The 17,354-nt window shown below is 64.5% G+C and carries 8 protein-coding genes; 1 reads left to right on the forward strand and 7 read right to left on the reverse strand.

Annotated elements, in window-relative coordinates; translation table 11 throughout:
• Position 1: 1 nt before the first annotated feature.
• From K3762_RS12685 to K3762_RS12705, 5 genes are all read right to left on the reverse strand, one after another.
• Complete coding sequence (locus tag K3762_RS12685; protein WP_120351486.1) at positions 2-712, reverse strand: 4'-phosphopantetheinyl transferase; 711 nt, start codon at positions 710-712, stop codon at positions 2-4.
• Entirely contained in the window at positions 684-5,270 is a 4,587-nt protein-coding gene (locus K3762_RS12690; protein ID WP_260009707.1) for a MupA/Atu3671 family FMN-dependent luciferase-like monooxygenase, read from the reverse strand. Before K3762_RS12690 ends, K3762_RS12685 begins: the two co-directional genes overlap by 29 nt.
• A complete protein-coding gene (locus K3762_RS12695; protein ID WP_311198984.1) occupies positions 5,270-6,280 on the reverse strand; it encodes a glycosyltransferase family 2 protein in 1,011 nt (336 codons plus the stop codon). The genes K3762_RS12690 and K3762_RS12695 overlap by 1 nt, the downstream gene beginning before the upstream one ends.
• Positions 6,277-12,726 carry a type I polyketide synthase gene (locus K3762_RS12700; RefSeq protein ID WP_260009709.1) on the reverse strand — a complete coding sequence of 2,150 codons (6,450 nt, stop codon included), beginning with the start codon at positions 12,724-12,726 and terminating at the stop codon, positions 6,277-6,279. The genes K3762_RS12695 and K3762_RS12700 overlap by 4 nt, the downstream gene beginning before the upstream one ends.
• 169 nt (positions 12,727-12,895) lie before the next feature.
• A complete protein-coding gene (locus tag K3762_RS12705) occupies positions 12,896-14,398 on the reverse strand; it encodes a hypothetical protein (protein WP_240791611.1) in 1,503 nt (500 codons plus the stop codon).
• A gap of 150 nt (positions 14,399-14,548) precedes the next feature.
• Between K3762_RS12705 and K3762_RS12710 the strand changes: the two genes are divergently transcribed.
• Positions 14,549-15,295: a WecB/TagA/CpsF family glycosyltransferase gene (locus K3762_RS12710; protein ID WP_260009712.1), complete on the forward strand. Its 747-nt coding sequence runs from the start codon at positions 14,549-14,551 to the stop codon at positions 15,293-15,295.
• A gap of 3 nt (positions 15,296-15,298) precedes the next feature.
• On the opposite strand, the gene K3762_RS12715 is transcribed toward K3762_RS12710, so the two are convergent.
• On the reverse strand, positions 15,299-16,231 hold the full coding sequence (locus tag K3762_RS12715) for a glycosyltransferase family 2 protein (protein ID WP_260009714.1): 933 nt from the start codon (positions 16,229-16,231) through the stop codon (positions 15,299-15,301).
• Positions 16,228-17,319 carry a glycosyltransferase family 2 protein gene (locus K3762_RS12720; RefSeq protein ID WP_240791612.1) on the reverse strand — a complete coding sequence of 364 codons (1,092 nt, stop codon included), beginning with the start codon at positions 17,317-17,319 and terminating at the stop codon, positions 16,228-16,230. Before K3762_RS12720 ends, K3762_RS12715 begins: the two co-directional genes overlap by 4 nt.
• Between the last annotated feature and the right edge of the window lie 35 nt (positions 17,320-17,354).

Genomic DNA, 17,354 nt, shown 5'->3' on the forward strand with positions numbered 1-17,354 from the left:
ATCAAGCTCCTTTGCGATCAATCTGCCCAATCGCCACCCCGCTGACAAGGTGGCCCGCCACCGAAACGATCCGCCCCGGCAGCTTCTCGCCGCGCTTAAAGCGTTCAGTGTCTTGGGTAAATTGCGCGTCAAAAGCGGGGTTTTCGGCGGATAGGGTTACGTCCAACCGATCAAAGCCAAAGAGCGTTTTGGTGAGCGGATATTGCGCCTTATAGGCCGCCTCCTTGGCGCAGAAGATGCGTTTGGCGGCGGCGAGATCAGCCCCCCCGAGGCGGGTAATCTCGGACGGAAGACAGATTTCTGCAATCAGGTCGTCGGGCAGCGGGCTGTCTTCTTCGATGTCGACGCCCAGTGCCACCACATCAGAGCACCGCGCCAGCACGGCGATGCACCACACATCGGAATGGCTGATCGAACCGGTCAGGCCCTGCGGCCAAATCGGGGCGCGGTCGGTGCTGGCCAGCACCGGCGCAGGCGGGTGGCCAAGGGCCTGCATCGCTTCGCGTGCGGCGTGGCGTCCGGCGGTGAATTCGGCGACCCGCTTGGGCCGTGCACGTGCGATGACGGCGGCTTCGTCCCCCAGCAATGGCGGATGGGGCCTGTCGATCTGGGTTACAGCAACGGCGACTGGCAGATCGAACAGACTGCGGACTGCGGTCTTGATCTCGGCCTCTGCCGTCACCTCAACCCCGCCCGCGGGCGCGCTCGGCACGCATGAGGCGACGTTTCGACATGGTTTCGGTCCGGGCAGGCGTTTCGGCGGCTGGGGGCGCCTTGGGCGGTTCGGCTTTCTGGCCGTCCAATCCATCAATATGCGCCGCCAATCCCGCAAGGGTCGGGAAACGGAAGATATCGGTGATCGACAGCGCGCTGGCGCCCAAGGCCGCCTTGATATCGCGATGCGCCTGCACCGCCAGCAGCGAATGGCCCCCAAGAGCAAAGAAGTTATCGCCGCCGCGAATGTCCCCGATGCCCAAAAGCGCGCCCCAGACCTGCGCGATGGCGGCTTGGCTGTTGCCGTCTTGCGTGGCCGGCTGTGGCGAGGCGGCAGGTGCAGCACTGCGTTTGACCGGGGCGGGCAAGGCCTTGCGGTCAATTTTCTTGTTGGGCGTCAAGGGCATGGCGGGCAACGTTACGATGGCCTGCGGCACCATGATATCGGGCAGATGGGCGGCCAGTTGCCGCCGCGCCGCGTCGCAGTCGATCGCCGCATCGGCGACCACATAGCCGACCAGTTGCGCGCCACCCGGCCCCGCATCATCGCGCAGCAGGGCCACGGCCTGACGCACCCCCGGCAGATCGGCCAGCCGCGCTTCGACTTCCCCAAGCTCAATCCGGTGGCCGCGTATCTTGACCTGCGCATCGGCGCGGCCTTCGAAATGCAGCACGCCTTCGGCGTCCATGCGCACCAGATCGCCCGTGCCATAGAGACGACCGTGGCCCGCGAAGGGATCGTCGATGAAACGCGCGGCGGTCATCTCGGCCCGTTGCCAATAGCCCTGTGTCACGCCAGCGCCCCCGATCCAAAGTTCACCCGCCGCACCGATCGGCAGCACCTGCCGCGCGGCGTCAAGGACATGAACCTGCGTGTTGGCAATCGGTGTGCCGATGGGGGCCGTGGTGCTGTGGGTGTCTTGTAGCACATGGGTGGTCGACCAGATCGTGGTCTCTGTCGGGCCGTACATGTTCTGGATCTGCGCCTGCGTCGCCGCACGCAAAGCGCGTGACAACGTGCCGGGCAACGCCTCCCCCCCGACCATCAGCGCCTTTACCCGCGCCAAAGCGCCACGTGCCTCATCGTTCATCACCATCATCTGCGCCATCGAGGGCGTGCATTGCAGATGGGTCACGCCATGGCGAACGATCTGCGCGGCGATTGAGTGGTCGTCCTCTGCCGGTTGCCCACCCGCATTGGCGCGGCGCAGCACATCGGCCAGCGGCTTCAGCCCCGCCATCACCTTGTCGGTGGGAATGCCATAGTCGATCAGGCAGGCGATCTCATCCACACCGATCCGCTTGAGCTGCTCGGCCCGCGCTAGCCCATCTGCCACGGTGCCAAACATGCCGCTGTCGTTGAAATAGCGTTGAAAGGCGAACTCTAGGATCGCATCCATTTCTTCGGCCGAGAGCCCTTCGAGGTCGATCTCAAACGGGTTCGTCGTGCCGGCCGGTTTCTTGAAGGCCGGAAAGGCCCAAGCGTATTGTTTGATCAGCCCCGCCGCCGAGCGCAGGTAGTCCTTCATGGGCGCGCGGGCGATTTCCTCGGCCTCGGCGCGGGTCTCGGCAAGATAGCTGTGCAACATGACGGTGACCCGGTGAACCGCCGGGTCATGGCCCGCACCGCGCAGGGCGTCGTGGTAGATCTTGATCTTGTCCGCCACCTCTTCCACCGATTGGCCGAGCAGGTGGGTCAGCACATTGGCCCCGATCTCTCCTGCTTCTTTCCACGTTTGTGGATTGCCCGCCGTGGTGACCCAGATCGGCAGCCTGTTCGAGACGGGGCGCGGCTGCGTTACCACCGCGTGGGGCGTGCCATCGGCACGGGGGAATTCCACCGGCTCCCCGGCCCAGAGTTTGCGCAACTGGTCGATGGCGTCATACATCGCGGGCTTGTTCTGCGGCGGCGTGTTCTCCGGGCGCAGCACGAAGTCATCGGGCTGCCATCCGCTGGCGATGGCCAGTCCCACGCGCCCGTTTGTCAGGTTGTCGATCACCGCCCATTCCTCGGCGATCCGCGCGGGGTGATGCAGCGGGGCGACGCAAGACCCGGCCCGCACATCAAGGTTCTGCGTCACCGCGGCCACGGCAGCGCCTGTGACAGAGGGGTTCGGATAGGGGCCGCCGAAGGCATGGAAATGCCGCTCGGGCGTCCAGACCGCGTTGAAGCCATTGGCATCGGCGAACCGCGCGCCTTCCAGCAGCAGCTCGTATTTCTTGGGGCCGACCCCGTCGTCATTGCCCCAGTAAAACAGGTTAAAGTCGATCTTGCGGTCGCTGGTGGCAATCGGCCCGTTCGACATCAGCGCCCGGCTATCGTCGCCTGCCAGCACCAGTTTGAACCCCCGCGCCAAGGTCCAGAACAGTTCCAGCACCGAGATATCGAAACTGAGGCTGGTGACAGCGAGCCAGACAGCGCCCGCCTCATGATCGATCCGGTCGTCCATTCCGGCAAAGAAATTCGCCACATTGCCGTGGCTGACCATCACGCCCTTGGGGGTCCCGGTCGAGCCGGAGGTATAGATCAGATAGGCAAGGTCATCCGGCCCCGCGCTGGCGGCAGGGTTCACGTCCGAAGCCGTGGCGAGGCGTGTGTCACGGTCCAGCTCCAACACCTGCGCGCCTTGCGCGGGCAGGCTGGCGGAAAGGGCCGATTGCGTGACCACGACCGCAGCGCCACTGTCTGAAAGGTAATGTGCCAGACGGTCCGCTGGATATGCCGGATCAAGCGGCACATAGGCGGCGCCAGCTTTCAGGATGCCAAGGGTGCCCACCAGCAGGTCCACCCCCCGTGCAACGCAAAGCGCCACCGGCATCCCCGGCCCGGCCCCCATGTCCCCCAGCACATGCGCCAATTGATTGGCGCAGGCGTTCAGCGCGGCATAGCTAAGCGTCTCCCCCTCGAACACCAGCGCGGGGGCCTCGGGTGTGCGCGCCACCTGCGCCTCAAAAGCGGCATGGATGGTGAGGTGTTCATAGTCGCGCGTCGTCGCGTTGACGCGGGTCAGAAACTGCACCTCGGTCTCAGGAACCGCCCAGACGGTGCCGCAATCGGTAGCCTCGGAAATCTTGGCGAAGGCCGCCTCTAACCGCGCGGCGAGGAGGTCGATCGCGGCATCGGTCAGTCGCGTGCTATCCGCAAAGAGGCGCGCGCCCCCCGCCCCGAGGCAGAGGGTCAACGCCGCGCCCGCGAGCGGTTCACTGTCAAAGGACAACGCAAAATCCGGAGTGCCAAGCGCTTCAATCGCTGGGTCGCGCAGCGGCAGATCACGCGCGAAACCTGCCGCATCCTTCGCGCGGGCAAGTTGTGGTTCCACCTGTGCGATCAGTTCCGCCACGGGCAAACCCGCCTCTGCCGCGATGGTGACCGGCAACCAATCGGCGATCAGCGGCGCGGATTCCCCTTTGCGGCTGAGGGCGATGCCGCCTTCTGTTGCCCCGGCGCTGCGCAGCGCGACGAGGGCTGCGGCTGCGGCCTGCTGCGAAAGGTCACTCCTCTGCGGCAGCGCGATCTCTCGCTCTGCCCATGTCGCTGCCGTCGTTTCAGCTGCGGTGGCCAAGGGGACCGGCAGCGCCTCAAACCCGGTCAAAGCGCGCCGCCAATGTGCCTCCTCAGCCGAAGCCGGAGCGCTGCCCGCCGTGTGGGGCACTTTATCACCGGGGGCAAAAAACTGGGCCGGAGCAATACTCTCCCCCGCCATATCGCGCAGATCATAGAGGGCGATATGGGCATCGCGCGCCGCCACGACCACCCGCGTGCTGTCGACATCGACAACCTCGCCGTGGGTGCCGCCTTGGCCCGCCAGCACCTCGACGCGGGAAACGGCCAGCACCGCGCCTGCCGCGCCTGCGAGTTTTGCCGTGGTCAAAGGGTTCCAATAGGCCCCGAAATCCAAGCCACGGACCAGCGCGCTGATCTCTCCTGCGGTCTTGGTAAAGTCGATCAGCCCGCAGTTCTCGGGCCGTTTGTCCTTCGCGAAATAGCTGCGCTGACGCAGGTCTTGGGCGGTGCCTTGCAGCTTGCCGCTTTCCAACTGGGCCAGCACTGCGCCAAAGCTTTCCATCCCGGCGGCGTAGCATTTAGAGTTGAGGCTAAAGGCCGTCTCATCGGGCGCGATCTCTACCTCCCGCTGCGCCAGCAGGTCACCGGTATCAACGCCCGCTTCAATCAGATGCCAACTGACCCCATGCTGCGCCTCGCCGTTGATGATTGCCCAAGCGGGTGTGTTCAGCCCAGCATAGCGCGGCAGGGGCCCATCGTGAAAATTGACCGCGCCACGTGTGGGCAGGGCCAGAACCGTCTGAGGGATCAGCCGCAGGTTGGCGATGCTCAAAAGCCAGTCGGCGGCCAGACCCATGGGCAGCAGATCTTCCGCATCGTGGCAGAGGACCAGCCCCAGCCCTTCGGCCCATGCGCGCACCGCGTCATCTCGGGTGATTACGGCGGCGATCCGATGGCCGCCCGCCAGCAGCATGTCGCCGCAGGCAATGGTCAGAGATTCGTCGCCCATCAAGAGCGCGGAAAACGGTTCTGTCTTGAAACTGGCGGTCATCAACGGTCCTCCGTGGCGGGGCTACGGCTTGGGTTTTGGTCGGCGGGGGCCGCGCGCCTCGCCGTGAGCGCATGGGCCGCGAGGTCACGGTAGAAACCGGGGGCATCTTCTGGCTGGCGTCCGGTCAGCAGGCAGCGCAGGCGGTGCAATCCGCCCCCGGCAAGCCGTGCACAGGTGGCCAAAGCGGCATAGGCGCGGCCATGGTTCTTGGCGAAATAGCGGTGGCGACTGTCGAACCAATAGCGCGGCATCCGGCGCCATTCCTTCATCCCGGTCGAGACCGAGCCAACGTGAACGCAGCGCGCCTGAGGCACATACCAGCAGTCCCACCCAGCCCGCGCGGCACGCAGGCAAAGATCAGTTTCCTCATAATAAAGGAAATACGCTTCGTCGAAGAGACCGACATCAGCCAGCATATCCCACCGCATCATGACACTGGCACCGGCCACCCAATCGACCTCTGCGGCCTCTTCCGGCAAGGGCGGGGCCACCACGGCAGAGGACAGCAGTCGCGTCAGTGGGCCCAACCGCGCGGCAGCTTCCAACTCACCCGCGGCAGAAGGGAACCGGAAGGCCGTGGCATGGGGCAGATCATCCTCGCCGCGCACATGGCTTCCGGCCAACCCGGCGCGGGGGTGGTTCTGTAGATGGTCCAACAGCGTCCCGATACAGCCCCGATCAAGGAAGGCATCCGAGTTCACCACATGCACGAAATCCGGCGCTGCCCCGTCGGACATCCCCGCCCGCATGGCAATGTTGTTGCCCGCCCCGAAGCCACCGTTGCGGGGCGATGTGATCAGCCGCACCCGATTGCCCGCACCCCAGCCCCGCGCGGCAATCTCCTGCGCCAAGAGCGCGGCAGAACCGTCGCCGCTGTCGTTGTCAACGATCACCAGTTCGGCATGGGTCTGGGGCATATCGGCCAAGGCGGCCTCAGCCGCGCGCAGGGTCATCTCTGCGGTGCGGTAGTTGAGAATAATGACCAAAAGGCGGGGTGATTGTTGCATCATTCCGCCGCCGTGGCCTGAGGCTGATCAGCGGGCTGGTCGTGGCTGGCGTCTATTGGCAGGGCCGCCGCGATCACCTCGGCCAGCTCTTGCGCCAAGACAGTCACATTGGGCGCCAGCACCATGCTCACATGGTCGCCCGGCACTTCGATCACCTGCAAGCGCGGCGCATATTGCCGCCACTGGTTGTCCTCATAGACATATTCTTTTTCCGCGGTGACATATTGCCCGGCAGAAACAGCCCAATGCCGATCCAGCGGTGGTCGGAAGAGTGTCATCGGCCCGTCCCACTGGGGCGTTTCATAGCGCTCCATCGCGCGCAGGAAGGCCGCCTGAATGCGCAGACTGTTGAAGGAAGCCCCCCCCTCACCATCGCCGACCGCCTCCTGAGGCCCCCGGCGGCGCGCGCGCTCCCACGCCCAGCGGTTGCGCGCCCATTCAAGCAGATAGGCCGGACCCTTACGCCGCAGCTCTGCCAATTTGATATGCGCCTTGTCGATCTTGCTGAGCGTCGGGCGGACGGGCAGCGGCGTGTCGAGCATCGCTAGAACGGCCACCTCTTGCCCTGCCGCCTGCAACTGCTGCGCCATCTCATAGGCCGTGATCCCGCCGCCGGAGTATCCGGCCAACAGATAGGGCCCTTGGGGCTGCAGCGCACGGATCTCTGCGATGTAGTCAGCCGCAGCGGCCTGCACCTCTTCGTGGGGGGCAGCGTCGCCGATCAACCCACGGGCCTGCACACCATAGACCGCGCGTTCGCCGCTAAAGGGCAAGGCAAGGTGGCGCAGGTTCAGCACATTGCCGAACATCCCCGCCACCACGAAAAGCGGCGTCGCATCCTGCGGCGATTGATTGAGCGGTACAAGGTGGTCAAAGCGCTGCTGCGGGGCCGCCGCTGCCGTATCAGCCACTTCCGTCTGCGCCAAATCTCCGCGCTCCGCCGCGATGAGCGCTGCGCATTTGGCGATCGTGGGAGCCTCGAACAGAACGGAGATCGGGAATTCCACCTTGAACTCGCGCTTGACCGCCGCAAACAGGCGGACAGCGATCAGGGAATGCCCGCCGAGGTCAAAGAAACTATCCTCGACCCCCACCGGGCTAACGCCCAAAAGGTTCGACCAAATCTCGGCCAGTTTCTCTTCGATCCCGTTGCGGGGGGCGACGAAAGAACCGTCCAGATCGGGCCGCTCAAAGCTTTGCCCTTGGGCGGAGGCATCGGTCAGCGGCGCGTCGGCTTGGGCAATCAATGTCTGCAGGGGCAGTGAGGACACCATGACCTGTGACGCATCCAGCGCCAGCGCACGGCGCAGGGCCTCTGGCCCTTCTTGCGCGCGGATACCTTGGCGCACCAGACGGGCCAAACGCTCTTCGGCGGGGCTGAGGCTGTCAGCGCTTTGGGCATCCTCAAAGACCACTTCGCGGGCGTCGGGCGGCGGCACCTCGGCGAAGGCCCCTTCGAGCCGTTTCATCGCGAAATCGTGCACATCGACAAGGACCGCTCCCTGCGCATCGGTGATCGTCACATTGAACCGGGCCAAGCCCTCCGCCGCCGATCCTTCGGCAAGCCGGACGTGCGAGCGGACCTCGGCAGGCAGCGCCGCGTGAAGCGTGATCTCACCATAAGACAGCGGCACCCAAAGGTGACGCGCGGCATAGCCGGGGATCAGCGCCATGGCCCAACCGGTGGCGATGTCCATCAGACCGGGGTGCAGCACATAGCCATCGGCCAGATCACCCTGCGCGGCCTCGGGCAGCCGTAGCGCGGCGAGCCCCTCTCCCTGTCCCATGGCGGTGCGTTGCAGCACATGCCAGCGCGGGCCGAATTTCAGATGCGCCTCTTGAACGGCGGGCAGACGGCCCCCGGGCGCGGCTTCGGCCACGTCCTCGCAACGGGCCGCGAGGGCAGCAAGATCTAGAGGGCTGGCCGTGCGCCCCGTGGGGGTCAAACGCGCTTGAACATGCAACTGCCACGCGGGCCTGCCATTGACCACACAGGCGCTGCGCAACTCGGCGGCGAAACCTGCGCCCTCGGGGGTCAGGGTGATCTTGATCTTGCGCCGCGCCCCATCGGCCAGCGGCAGGGGACGCAGAAAATAGAGGTCTTGCAGCGTGAACCCCTGCAGCCCTTGAGCCTGCGCGGCCTCGGCCAAAAGCTCAATATAGCCTGTCCCCGGCATGATGGCGCGGCCATCCAAGGTGCGGTGCTGGTCGAGCAGCCAATGTGAGGTGGCGATCTCGGTGGTGAATTCCGGTACGCCGCTGTCGCCTGACCCTGCGGTTTCAAGCAGCGCCGCATTGATCGCGCGGGCAGGCAGCGCCACGGCACCGCCCCCCGCAAGCGTGTCAGCGGCCATGCCCACATCGGCCCAAACGCCCCAGTTCACCGCGACCACGCGGGTCTTCGCGCCGCGCCGCGATTGCGCAAAGGCATTGAGCCAGGCGTTCGCCGCCACATAGTCCACCTGCCCCGCCGCGCGACTGGCGGTAGAGGTCGAGGAAAAGAGCACCATCAGGTCAAGCGCGCCATCGGGCAACAGTTGGTCCAAGACCCGCAGCCCCTGCACCTTGGGGGCCAGCACCGCGTCAATGCCCGCGTCGGATTTGGCCAAGAGCGGCGCATCGTCCAGCACCCCGGCGGCATGGATCACCCCTGTCAGCCCCCCGTGGCGGGCGGTCAGATCGTCGATCACCCGGCGCATCTGCGCAAGGTTGGTGACATCCGCGCGGGCCACTTCGACCGCCCCGCCCGACTGCGCCGCCTGCGCCTCAAGCCGCAGAACTGCCCGCAGTCGGCGGGCCGTGGCATCGGCGGGGCCGTGACTGGCAAGGTGGCTGTCCCATTCGTGGCGCATCGGAAGCGCAGCGCGGCTCAGCAGGATGACGCGGGTGCCCGGCGTCTCAAGAATGTCTGCCGCAAGGGTCAGCCCGATGCCCCCGAAACCGCCGGTGATGAGGTAATGTCCCTCCGGCTTCCACCCCGGCAAATCGCTTGGCGGTAGGCTGGCTGCGCGGTAGCCCAATTCATAGCGGCGGCCAGCACGATGGGCGACCTGAAGGTTGGCCGGGCTGGCCAAAAGCTCTTCGATCAGGTCACCGGGATCAATCACCGGCGCGGGGTCAGCTGGCTTCGCAAACCATCTTGCCGGTGCCACGGGTGCTGCGACGGGCAGGTCAATCTGGCTCGCCGTCAGCCCCGGCACCTCTCGTGCCATGACGCCGACGGGGCCAGAGATCAGCGCCTTTTCGGGATAGGCCAGCCCCTCTTCCGCGATCTGCGCCCCACCGGTGGTGAAGACGTTAAGGTGCAGCGGCGCGTCAATCTCGGCCTCGGCCAAGGACTGCGCGAGCCACGTCAGGCTCCAGAACCCCTGTTCAATATTGCGGTCAAATCTGCTGGAACCGGGGCGCGGGGCGACCTGATCATCGGTCAGCCAGAAATGCGCGATCCGGTCGGGCATTTGCCTTTCGGCCTGAAGCGTCGCGATCAACTGGTCATAGCCCGACCGTCCCTGTTCGGGGGCCAGCGTGAAGTGATCCGTGGTGACGCGGGCAAAGGCATCCCCCGCCGTGACCTGCACCACGCGATGCCCCTTGGCCCGCAACTGCGCGGCGGCCTCGGCCCCCGGCCCCGCCGTATCGGCGAAGATAAGCCAGTTCACCCGGCCGGAGAGCGCCATATCCCCTTCGGCGTAGCGCGGTTGCCAATGCGGCAGCGCGCCCCAATCGCTGATGTCATCCAGCCGTTGCAGCGGTTGCTCTGCGGGGCGGGTCGCGGCCTCTTCCGGTTCGATGAAATAACGCGCACGTTGGAATTGATAGGTCGGCAGCACCACGCGGTTGCGCCGTGCCTCGCCCCAGATCTGCGCCCAGTCAGCTTCGACCCCCGAGGCCCAAAGCCGCCCGATCACGCTGAGGAAATAGGCATCATCCGCGATTTCTTGCTCGGGGTGGCGCAACGAAGACATCACCTGCCCCGGCGCCACATCCGCGTTCATCTGCGCCAAGGCGGAAAGCGCCTTGCCCGGTCCGACCTCTAGGAAGACCCGCCGCGCGTCAGCGCTCAACGTGCTGATACAATCGGCGAAATTCACCGTGTTGCGCAGCTGTTCGACCCAATAGTCGGGGTCCGCCGCCATCTGCGCCGTGATCATCTTGCCTGTTCGGTTGGACAAAAAGGGCATCTGCGGCGCGCGCAGGTCAAGCGTGGCAAGGAAAGCGCGGTATCGGTCAAGGATCGGGTCCAGCATCCGCGAGTGGGCGGCGATGTCGATGGCGATGCGCTGGTGGTCGAGACCGGCTGCATCCAACCGTGCTTGTAGCGCCTTTAGCGCGTCGTCCGGGCCAGAGACCGCGATCAGTTCCGGGCCGTTGACGCTGGCGATATCAAGCCCTTCGCCCAGAAGTGGCGTGATCTGATCCAGCGGAGCGGAGATGCTGATCATCCCGCCTGCGGGCACCTCATCAAAGAGCCGTCCGCGCAGCAGGACAAGGTCGATGCATTCCTCAAAGCGCATCACCCCGGCAATGCAGGCGGCGACATTTTCCCCCATGGAATGCCCCACCATCGCCGCGGGTTTCACCCCCCAAGAGAGCCAAAGCTGCGCCAGCGCGTATTCGACGATCATGATCAGCGGCAATTGCACCGAAGGCCGTTTCAGCTTGGCTTCTGCCGCCGCGCGGTCTTCGGGTTCCGGCAGCCAGATCGCGCGGATGTCATACTCAAGCTGCGGCGCGAGATGGTCGAGCCCCCGGTCCATCCATTCGGCAAAGACCGGCTCGGTTTCATAAAGGTCGCGGGCCATATCGGCATATTGCGCGCCGCCGCCGGGGAACATGAAAACGACCTCAGCCTCGGGGCCAAGGTGGTCATGGGTGAAGACACGGCGGCTGTCGCCGCCTTCCAAAAGGGCTGCGGCTTCTTCATGGGTTTCGGCGACCAAGATGCGGCGTTTGTCGAAACCCCGACGGCCCTCTTTCAGGGTGAAGGACACATCGGCCAAGGGCTGTTCGGGATGCGCGCGCAAATGCGCCGCGAGGGCGGCGCTGTTGGCGTCCAACGCCGCTTTGTTCCGGCCCGAGAGGCAGAGCACATGGAACGGGAAATCGCTCTCTTCCGACGCCGCGCGGGCGGGCGCCTCTTCCAAGATCATATGCGCGTTGGTCCCGCCAACGCCAAGCGCATTGACCGCGGCACGCCGGGGCGCGGCTTGGGCGGGCCAGTTATAAAGCCGGTCGTTCACGCGGAAAGGCGAGCCTTCGAAGGGGATCGCCGGGTTCGGCGCTTCATAGCCCAGCGAGGGGGGGATTTGCTGGTGGTGCAACGCCAGCGCCGCCTTGACCAGCCCCGCCACACCCGCCGCAGTATCGAGATGGCCGATGTTGGTTTTGACCGACCCGATGCGGCAGAAATCTTCGGCCTGCGTCTCGGCCCGGTAGGCTTGGGTCAGGGCGGCGACCTCAATCGGATCGCCTAGATAGGTGCCGGTGCCGTGGCATTCGACCATGCCGATGCTCTGCGCCGCCACGCCTGCATTGTCGAGCGCGCGGGCAATGGCCGCCGTCTGCCCATCAACCGAAGGGGCCAGATAGCCCGCCTTGGCCGCGCCGTCGTTGTTGACCGCCGAGCCTTTGATGACCGCCCAAATAGGATCGCCATCCGCAATGGCATCTTCCAACCGCCGCAGCGCCACCGCCCCTGCGCCAGAGCCAAAGACGGTGCCCTGCGCGCGGTGGTCGAAGGCGTGGCATTCACCATCGGGGGAGAGAATTTCGTTCTCTTTGAACTCATAGCCCCTGCCCTGCGGCAGTTCGATCGTCACCCCGCCCGCCAACGCCATGTCAATTTCGCCCGCCCGCAGCGCCTGCGCGGCATAGTGAATTGCCACCAGCGAGGTCGAACAGGCGGTTTGCAGATTGATCGATGGGCCTTTGAGGTCAAGCACATGGCTGACCCGGGTCGAGAGGAAATCTTTGTCATTGCCGGTATGCCGCAGCAGGAACATGCCCACGTCATCGACCAGATCGGGGTTCGAGCAGATGTTGAAATAGAAATAGCTGCCCATTCCACAGCCCGCATAGACACCAACGGGGCCAGAGAGGCTTTCGGGCATATGCCCCGCCTGCTCCATCGCCTCCCAAGCGACCTCAAGAAATTTGCGGTGCTGCGGGTCGAGGATGGCGGCGTCTTTTGGGGAAAAGCCGAAGAACTCGGCGTCGAACATGTCGTAACCGGGCATCTCGGCGGTGACGGGCACGTAGTTTGGCCGGGCCATACGTTCGGCGCTCTCTCCGGCGGCGCGCAGCTCGGCCGCGTCGCGCCGCTTGAGCGCGCTCACGCCATCGCGGAGGTTCGCCCAATAGGCGTCGACTCCTTCGGCCCCCGGCACATTCACCGACATGCCGACAATAGCGATATCATCGCGTGCAAGAGTTTTGTCTGTGCTATTCATTGCGACACATGTCCCATCGCCCGTTCGACTACAGTGATGAGCCTTCAAGGTTCAATTTAAGCTTCGGGTGCAGCATACAACAGGCAAATCTGTCAAAAATGAGCCAAGAGCGTGCCCTTGGGTCTATTCTGGACAAAATCGCTTCACGGAACGGTGAGCAGATGCCAGTTCAGAAAACCGTCCGCTTTGCCTGCAGCGCAGGATTTGCGCTGGCATCAAGTGCGGTCTGCCCCCTGCGCGCCGCCGCCAGACCCTCGGCATGACCGAGGATCGCCCCGGCCGTAAGCCAAGTAAGCGGCGTCAGCGTGGCATTAAGCAACATGTCCATCATGGTAATGCCAAGGATCAAAAGCAGCGGCGCGACCCAAGGGGAGAGGCCCGCATCCCCCTGCCGGTAGAGGTGTAGCCCCATAAGAAAGATCGGCAGCGCCAAAAGACCCATCTCACAAAGATACCCGACCCAGCCGAAAGTGCCAAAAACGATGATCCAGCGGCCGTCCGGAATCGATAGGATATTGCCGTTGGTCGCATCCCGGATCAGGTTGCGCCCCCATCCACCCCAGCCGAACCACGGCTTTTCGGCTGCCCGCGCCAGCAGCCGTTCTTCGTTCATGAACCGATAGCCAAGCGAGTGCGCCCGGTCCGCGCTGATCGCCTCGGCCTGCGCGAGGATGGCATCGAGCGGCACCAGCCCGGCATTGCGCAGCATCGGATAGATCACCGCCACCGCCGCAAAGACCACCGCCAGACGGATCTGCCAGCGCGCCGGGACCAGCAGCACCATCGGCACCAAAAGCAGCGCATAGGCGATGGAGGCAAGGCTTTTGCACAGCAGCAGAACCACGCCCAAATAGGCCGCCAACAGCAGCATTTTCCAACGGTCGATCACCGGGGTCTGCCGCGCCAGCGCAACCGCCGACAACAGCGCGATACACATGAAAATCGCCAGCCACAGCGCATGCGGTAAAAACACGATGGGCCGGAAGCCACCATTGCGCATCATCTGCTCAAAGGAGTGCTGAAAGAATCCGTAGATCCAGGTGTTTAGCTGCGGAGAGAAACGAATTTCGAAGAGCGAGGGCACGGAATAGATAAGCCCGCCGATCATGAAGGCCAGCAACAGCTCGCGCAGGCCCTCTTCGTCCGCAAGGAACTGCCGCGCCAACAAGAAGGGCACCAGCATCAGCATCTGGCCGATCAAGACCGACCCGATGTCGCGGATCGACAGCCCCGGCAGGGCGTCCACGGGAAAGAGGATCGGCTCGAACCCTCGGATTGCCTGAAACAGGATCGGATCGCCATTGGTCAGCACCGTGGGCACAGCGGAAAAGACCAGCCCCACCACCAAGAACCCCGCCAAACGAGAGGCGGGCCAAAGCTGCAGTTTCTCTTGCGTGCCCAGCCAGATGATCAACAAAACGCTCAGGTTCGGGATCGACACTTTGTCGAGGCCCGGCACCAGCGGCAGGTTAAATTCGGCCAGCGGCGGCAGGAAAAGATAGCCCCCCAAGATCGACCAGATCAACGCCCGCTGCAGCGGCAGGTTGCGAAACAGCCCCAGACAGACGAAGGGCCAGATCAGCAGCATCAGATAGGCGACGGGATTTGGCATGATGTCCTTCACGAAAGCCGGACGAATGCGCGGCAGGATGGGGCGGGGCGAAAATACCATCTGGCCCCAGCCCTGTCATCCCGCTAGTTTTGCGGCAGGTTCAATCTGGCACGGGCGTGGTTGATAGATGGCATGTGAAATCAATTACATAAAGCGTGCATCCTCCCCCCTTGCGCCTGCCTGTGGCAGCCCAAAGGCGGGGCGCGCGGTATGAAGTATGGCAAGGGCGATGCCGCGGTGGTGGTTAATGTGGCGACAAGGGCCGCATTGTTTCAGGCCCTGCGCGCGCGCTTTGCCAAGGGCCAAGGATTCGCGCTTGCCACGCTCAACCTCGACCATCTGACCAAACTGCCCCGCAATGCGGGTTTTGCCGCTGCCTATCATGCGCAGGATCTGATCGTGGCCGATGGCCGCCCCGTTGTCTGGCTGTCGCAACTGGCCAAGCAGCCGGTTGCCTTGATGCCCGGCTCTGATCTGATCATCCCGCTTTGCGAATTGGCCGCCGAGCAATCGTTGCCCATCGCGTTCTTCGGCAGTGATGAGGAAGCCCTTCACGGGGCCGCAGCAGCCCTGCGGGCCCGTGTGCCGGGGCTGGAGATTTGCCACATCGCCGCCCCGCCGAAGGGCTTTGACCCCGAAAGCGCCGAAGCGGATACCGCCCTGCGCAACATCGCCAACAGCGGGGCGCGTCTGTGTTTTCTGGCACTAGGTGCGCCCAAACAAGAGATGCTCGCCGCGCGCGGGCGTGAGGTTGCGCCGGGGGTGGGGTTCGCCTCTGTCGGGGCGGGATTGGATTTTTTGGCCGGGCGGCAGCGCCGTGCGCCGAAATGGATGCGGATGCTGGCTCTGGAATGGTTTTGGCGTGCCCTGCAGAGCCCGGCGCGGATGGTGCCGCGCTATGCGCGCTGTTTCGCGATCCTCCCGCGCCTGACGCTTGAGGCTTGGCGGACGCGCTAGGCGTCAGCGGTATTCGATGATCCGCCCATCGCGGCGCATGTGATACTTCAGCACGCCCAAGGCTTCGGGGAATTTGCCCAGCAGGGTGAAAAAGCCCCAAGCCGCCCCCCCGCGCCAGATCAACCGCAAGAGTTGCAGTGGGTAGAGCAGCATCAGCCCGACTGCGGCACACGGCGTCAACAGCGCCAGCAGCAAAATCACCGCAGGCAAAAGCGCGCCCCAAAGCACGGCGCGGCGCGTCTCGGCCACCCAATGGCGATCGGGACCAGCGCCATGCAGCGCCGCCCCTTCGGCAAAGGCGTGACCAGCACGCAGGCTGCGCCGCCACCACTGGCTGAACCGGGTGATCTGCGCGTCATGCCATGTCATCTCGGCGTCGAGCCGCCATATCTGCCAACCCGCCCGGCGCAGCCGCTGGCACAGTTCTGGTTCTTCTCCGGCGATCATCTCTGCCCGGTAGCCACCCACGGCGCGGAGCGCCTCAAGCCGTATCAGCGCATCGCCACCACAGGCGCGCGCCTCGCCCGGCGGCGTGTCCCATTCTGCGTCGATCAGACTGTTGTAAATCGAGGTTTGGGGATGTTCCTCGCGACGTCTGCCGCAGACCACGGCGAGTTGAGGATGCGCGTTCAGATGGGCCTCAGCCGCCGCCAGCCAACCGTCCCGCAGGATGCAATCGCCATCAAGGAATTGCACCAGCGTAATCCCTTCGCCCAATGCCGCCACGCCCGCATTGCGGGCCCGCGCGGCGGTGAAGGGCTGCTGCATGTCCAGTTCGACCACTTCCGCGCCCAGCCCCCGCGCCGCAGCGACGGACCCATCGGTTGAGCCGCTGTCGACATAGACAATCTGCGCCACCTGCCCCGCCAAAGCCTGCAAGGACCGCTCCAGCCGGGCGCCTTCATTGCGTCCGATGACAACGGCGCCGATGCTCATGCGGCATGCTCATCACGCCAAGCGGCGACATGGGCGCTGTAGCTGTCGGAGGGTACCAGAAAGCCCGCGCGGTACAGAAGTTCGACCCGGTTCCAACGCCGCGCGTCCAGCGAGAAGAGCGAGACATCGGGGTTTTGCCCGATCACCGCCATGCGGCGTGCGTCTTCGCCATGCGCCAAATTGCCTGCGCCCAGCGTCTCGGCATCCCGCGCGGCGGCGTCATTGGCGAACTTGTAGTGTTTGATCACTGCCGTCATATCCGCCACGCGCAGCCCGCAGGACAGATGCGGATGCGGCGCCGGTGTGACCTCTGGCCCGTTGAAGATCAGCGGATGTTTCGTCAGGCAACAGTTCTCTCCAAAGACCTTGCCGCGCACGCCGCCAAAGGCGAACTTCACCGCATCGTTGGAAAGATCATTATCGGCCAGCAGCGCGGAGAACGGAATCTCCGGACTGTGGTAGTCGGTTTTGCGCACCGCGCTGATGTCATAATAGAGAAAGGATTGCAGCGCTTGTTTATAGGGCACCCCCGCCGCGGCAGCGAGGCTGGTTTTAGGGAACATCTCAAGCATCTGCGCCACTAAGGCGGTATAGCCCTGCTGTTCGAGATAGGCGGTCAGCCCCTTGATGCCAATCTGACCCCGCCCTTCGAAATCAAAGATTTCATCCATATCGACATAAAGACACCAGCGATTTCTACCATAGGTCTGCGCGGGATACTGGCGGATCAGGTCTTCGTATTCGGCCAGCGGCAGGGTGCAGCGGTCGATCACAGTGCCTTTCTGCGCTTTGATCCGGGCGATGGTGTCATCGCGCGAGCCGTTGTCGATGAAAACGAAATGTTGCACGCCCATCGCGCGGTAATGGCGAAAAAAGGCGTCGAGGTAATAGCTGCCGTCGCGCACCAAGGCGATCAGCACCACCTCCCCCAGGGCCACGTCCAGTTTGCTCGGCCCGTGCAGATGCTGCAAGGAAGCGGCAAAGCGCGCCCGGCGGCGGGCGTCGTGCAGGCGTTGGCGCAGGCGGCGGAGCAGATGCAGGGGCGATTTCATGCCGTTGTGATACGACAGGCAATCTGCGCGGTCCACTGCCGCCAGGGCTTTCTGATCCGCGTCACAGCGCC

The sequence above is a fragment of the Sulfitobacter sp. W074 genome (assembly GCF_025142275.1).
Classification (GTDB): domain Bacteria; phylum Pseudomonadota; class Alphaproteobacteria; order Rhodobacterales; family Rhodobacteraceae; genus Sulfitobacter; species Sulfitobacter profundi.

Bases quoted from the DNA above. Each gene is read 5' to 3' on its own strand.
- K3762_RS12690 (WP_260009707.1), bottom strand. From the start codon at position 5,270: ATGACCGCCAGTTTCAAGACAGAACCGTTTTCCGCGCTCTTGATGGGC.
- K3762_RS12695 (WP_311198984.1), bottom strand. From the start codon at position 6,280: ATGATGCAACAATCACCCCGCCTTTTGGTCATTATTCTCAACTACCGC.
- K3762_RS12700 (WP_260009709.1), bottom strand. From the start codon at position 12,726: ATGAATAGCACAGACAAAACTCTTGCACGCGATGATATCGCTATTGTC.
- K3762_RS12705 (WP_240791611.1), bottom strand. From the start codon at position 14,398: ATGGTATTTTCGCCCCGCCCCATCCTGCCGCGCATTCGTCCGGCTTTC.
- K3762_RS12710 (WP_260009712.1), top strand. From the start codon at position 14,549: ATGAAGTATGGCAAGGGCGATGCCGCGGTGGTGGTTAATGTGGCGACA.
- K3762_RS12715 (WP_260009714.1), bottom strand. From the start codon at position 16,231: ATGAGCATCGGCGCCGTTGTCATCGGACGCAATGAAGGCGCCCGGCTG.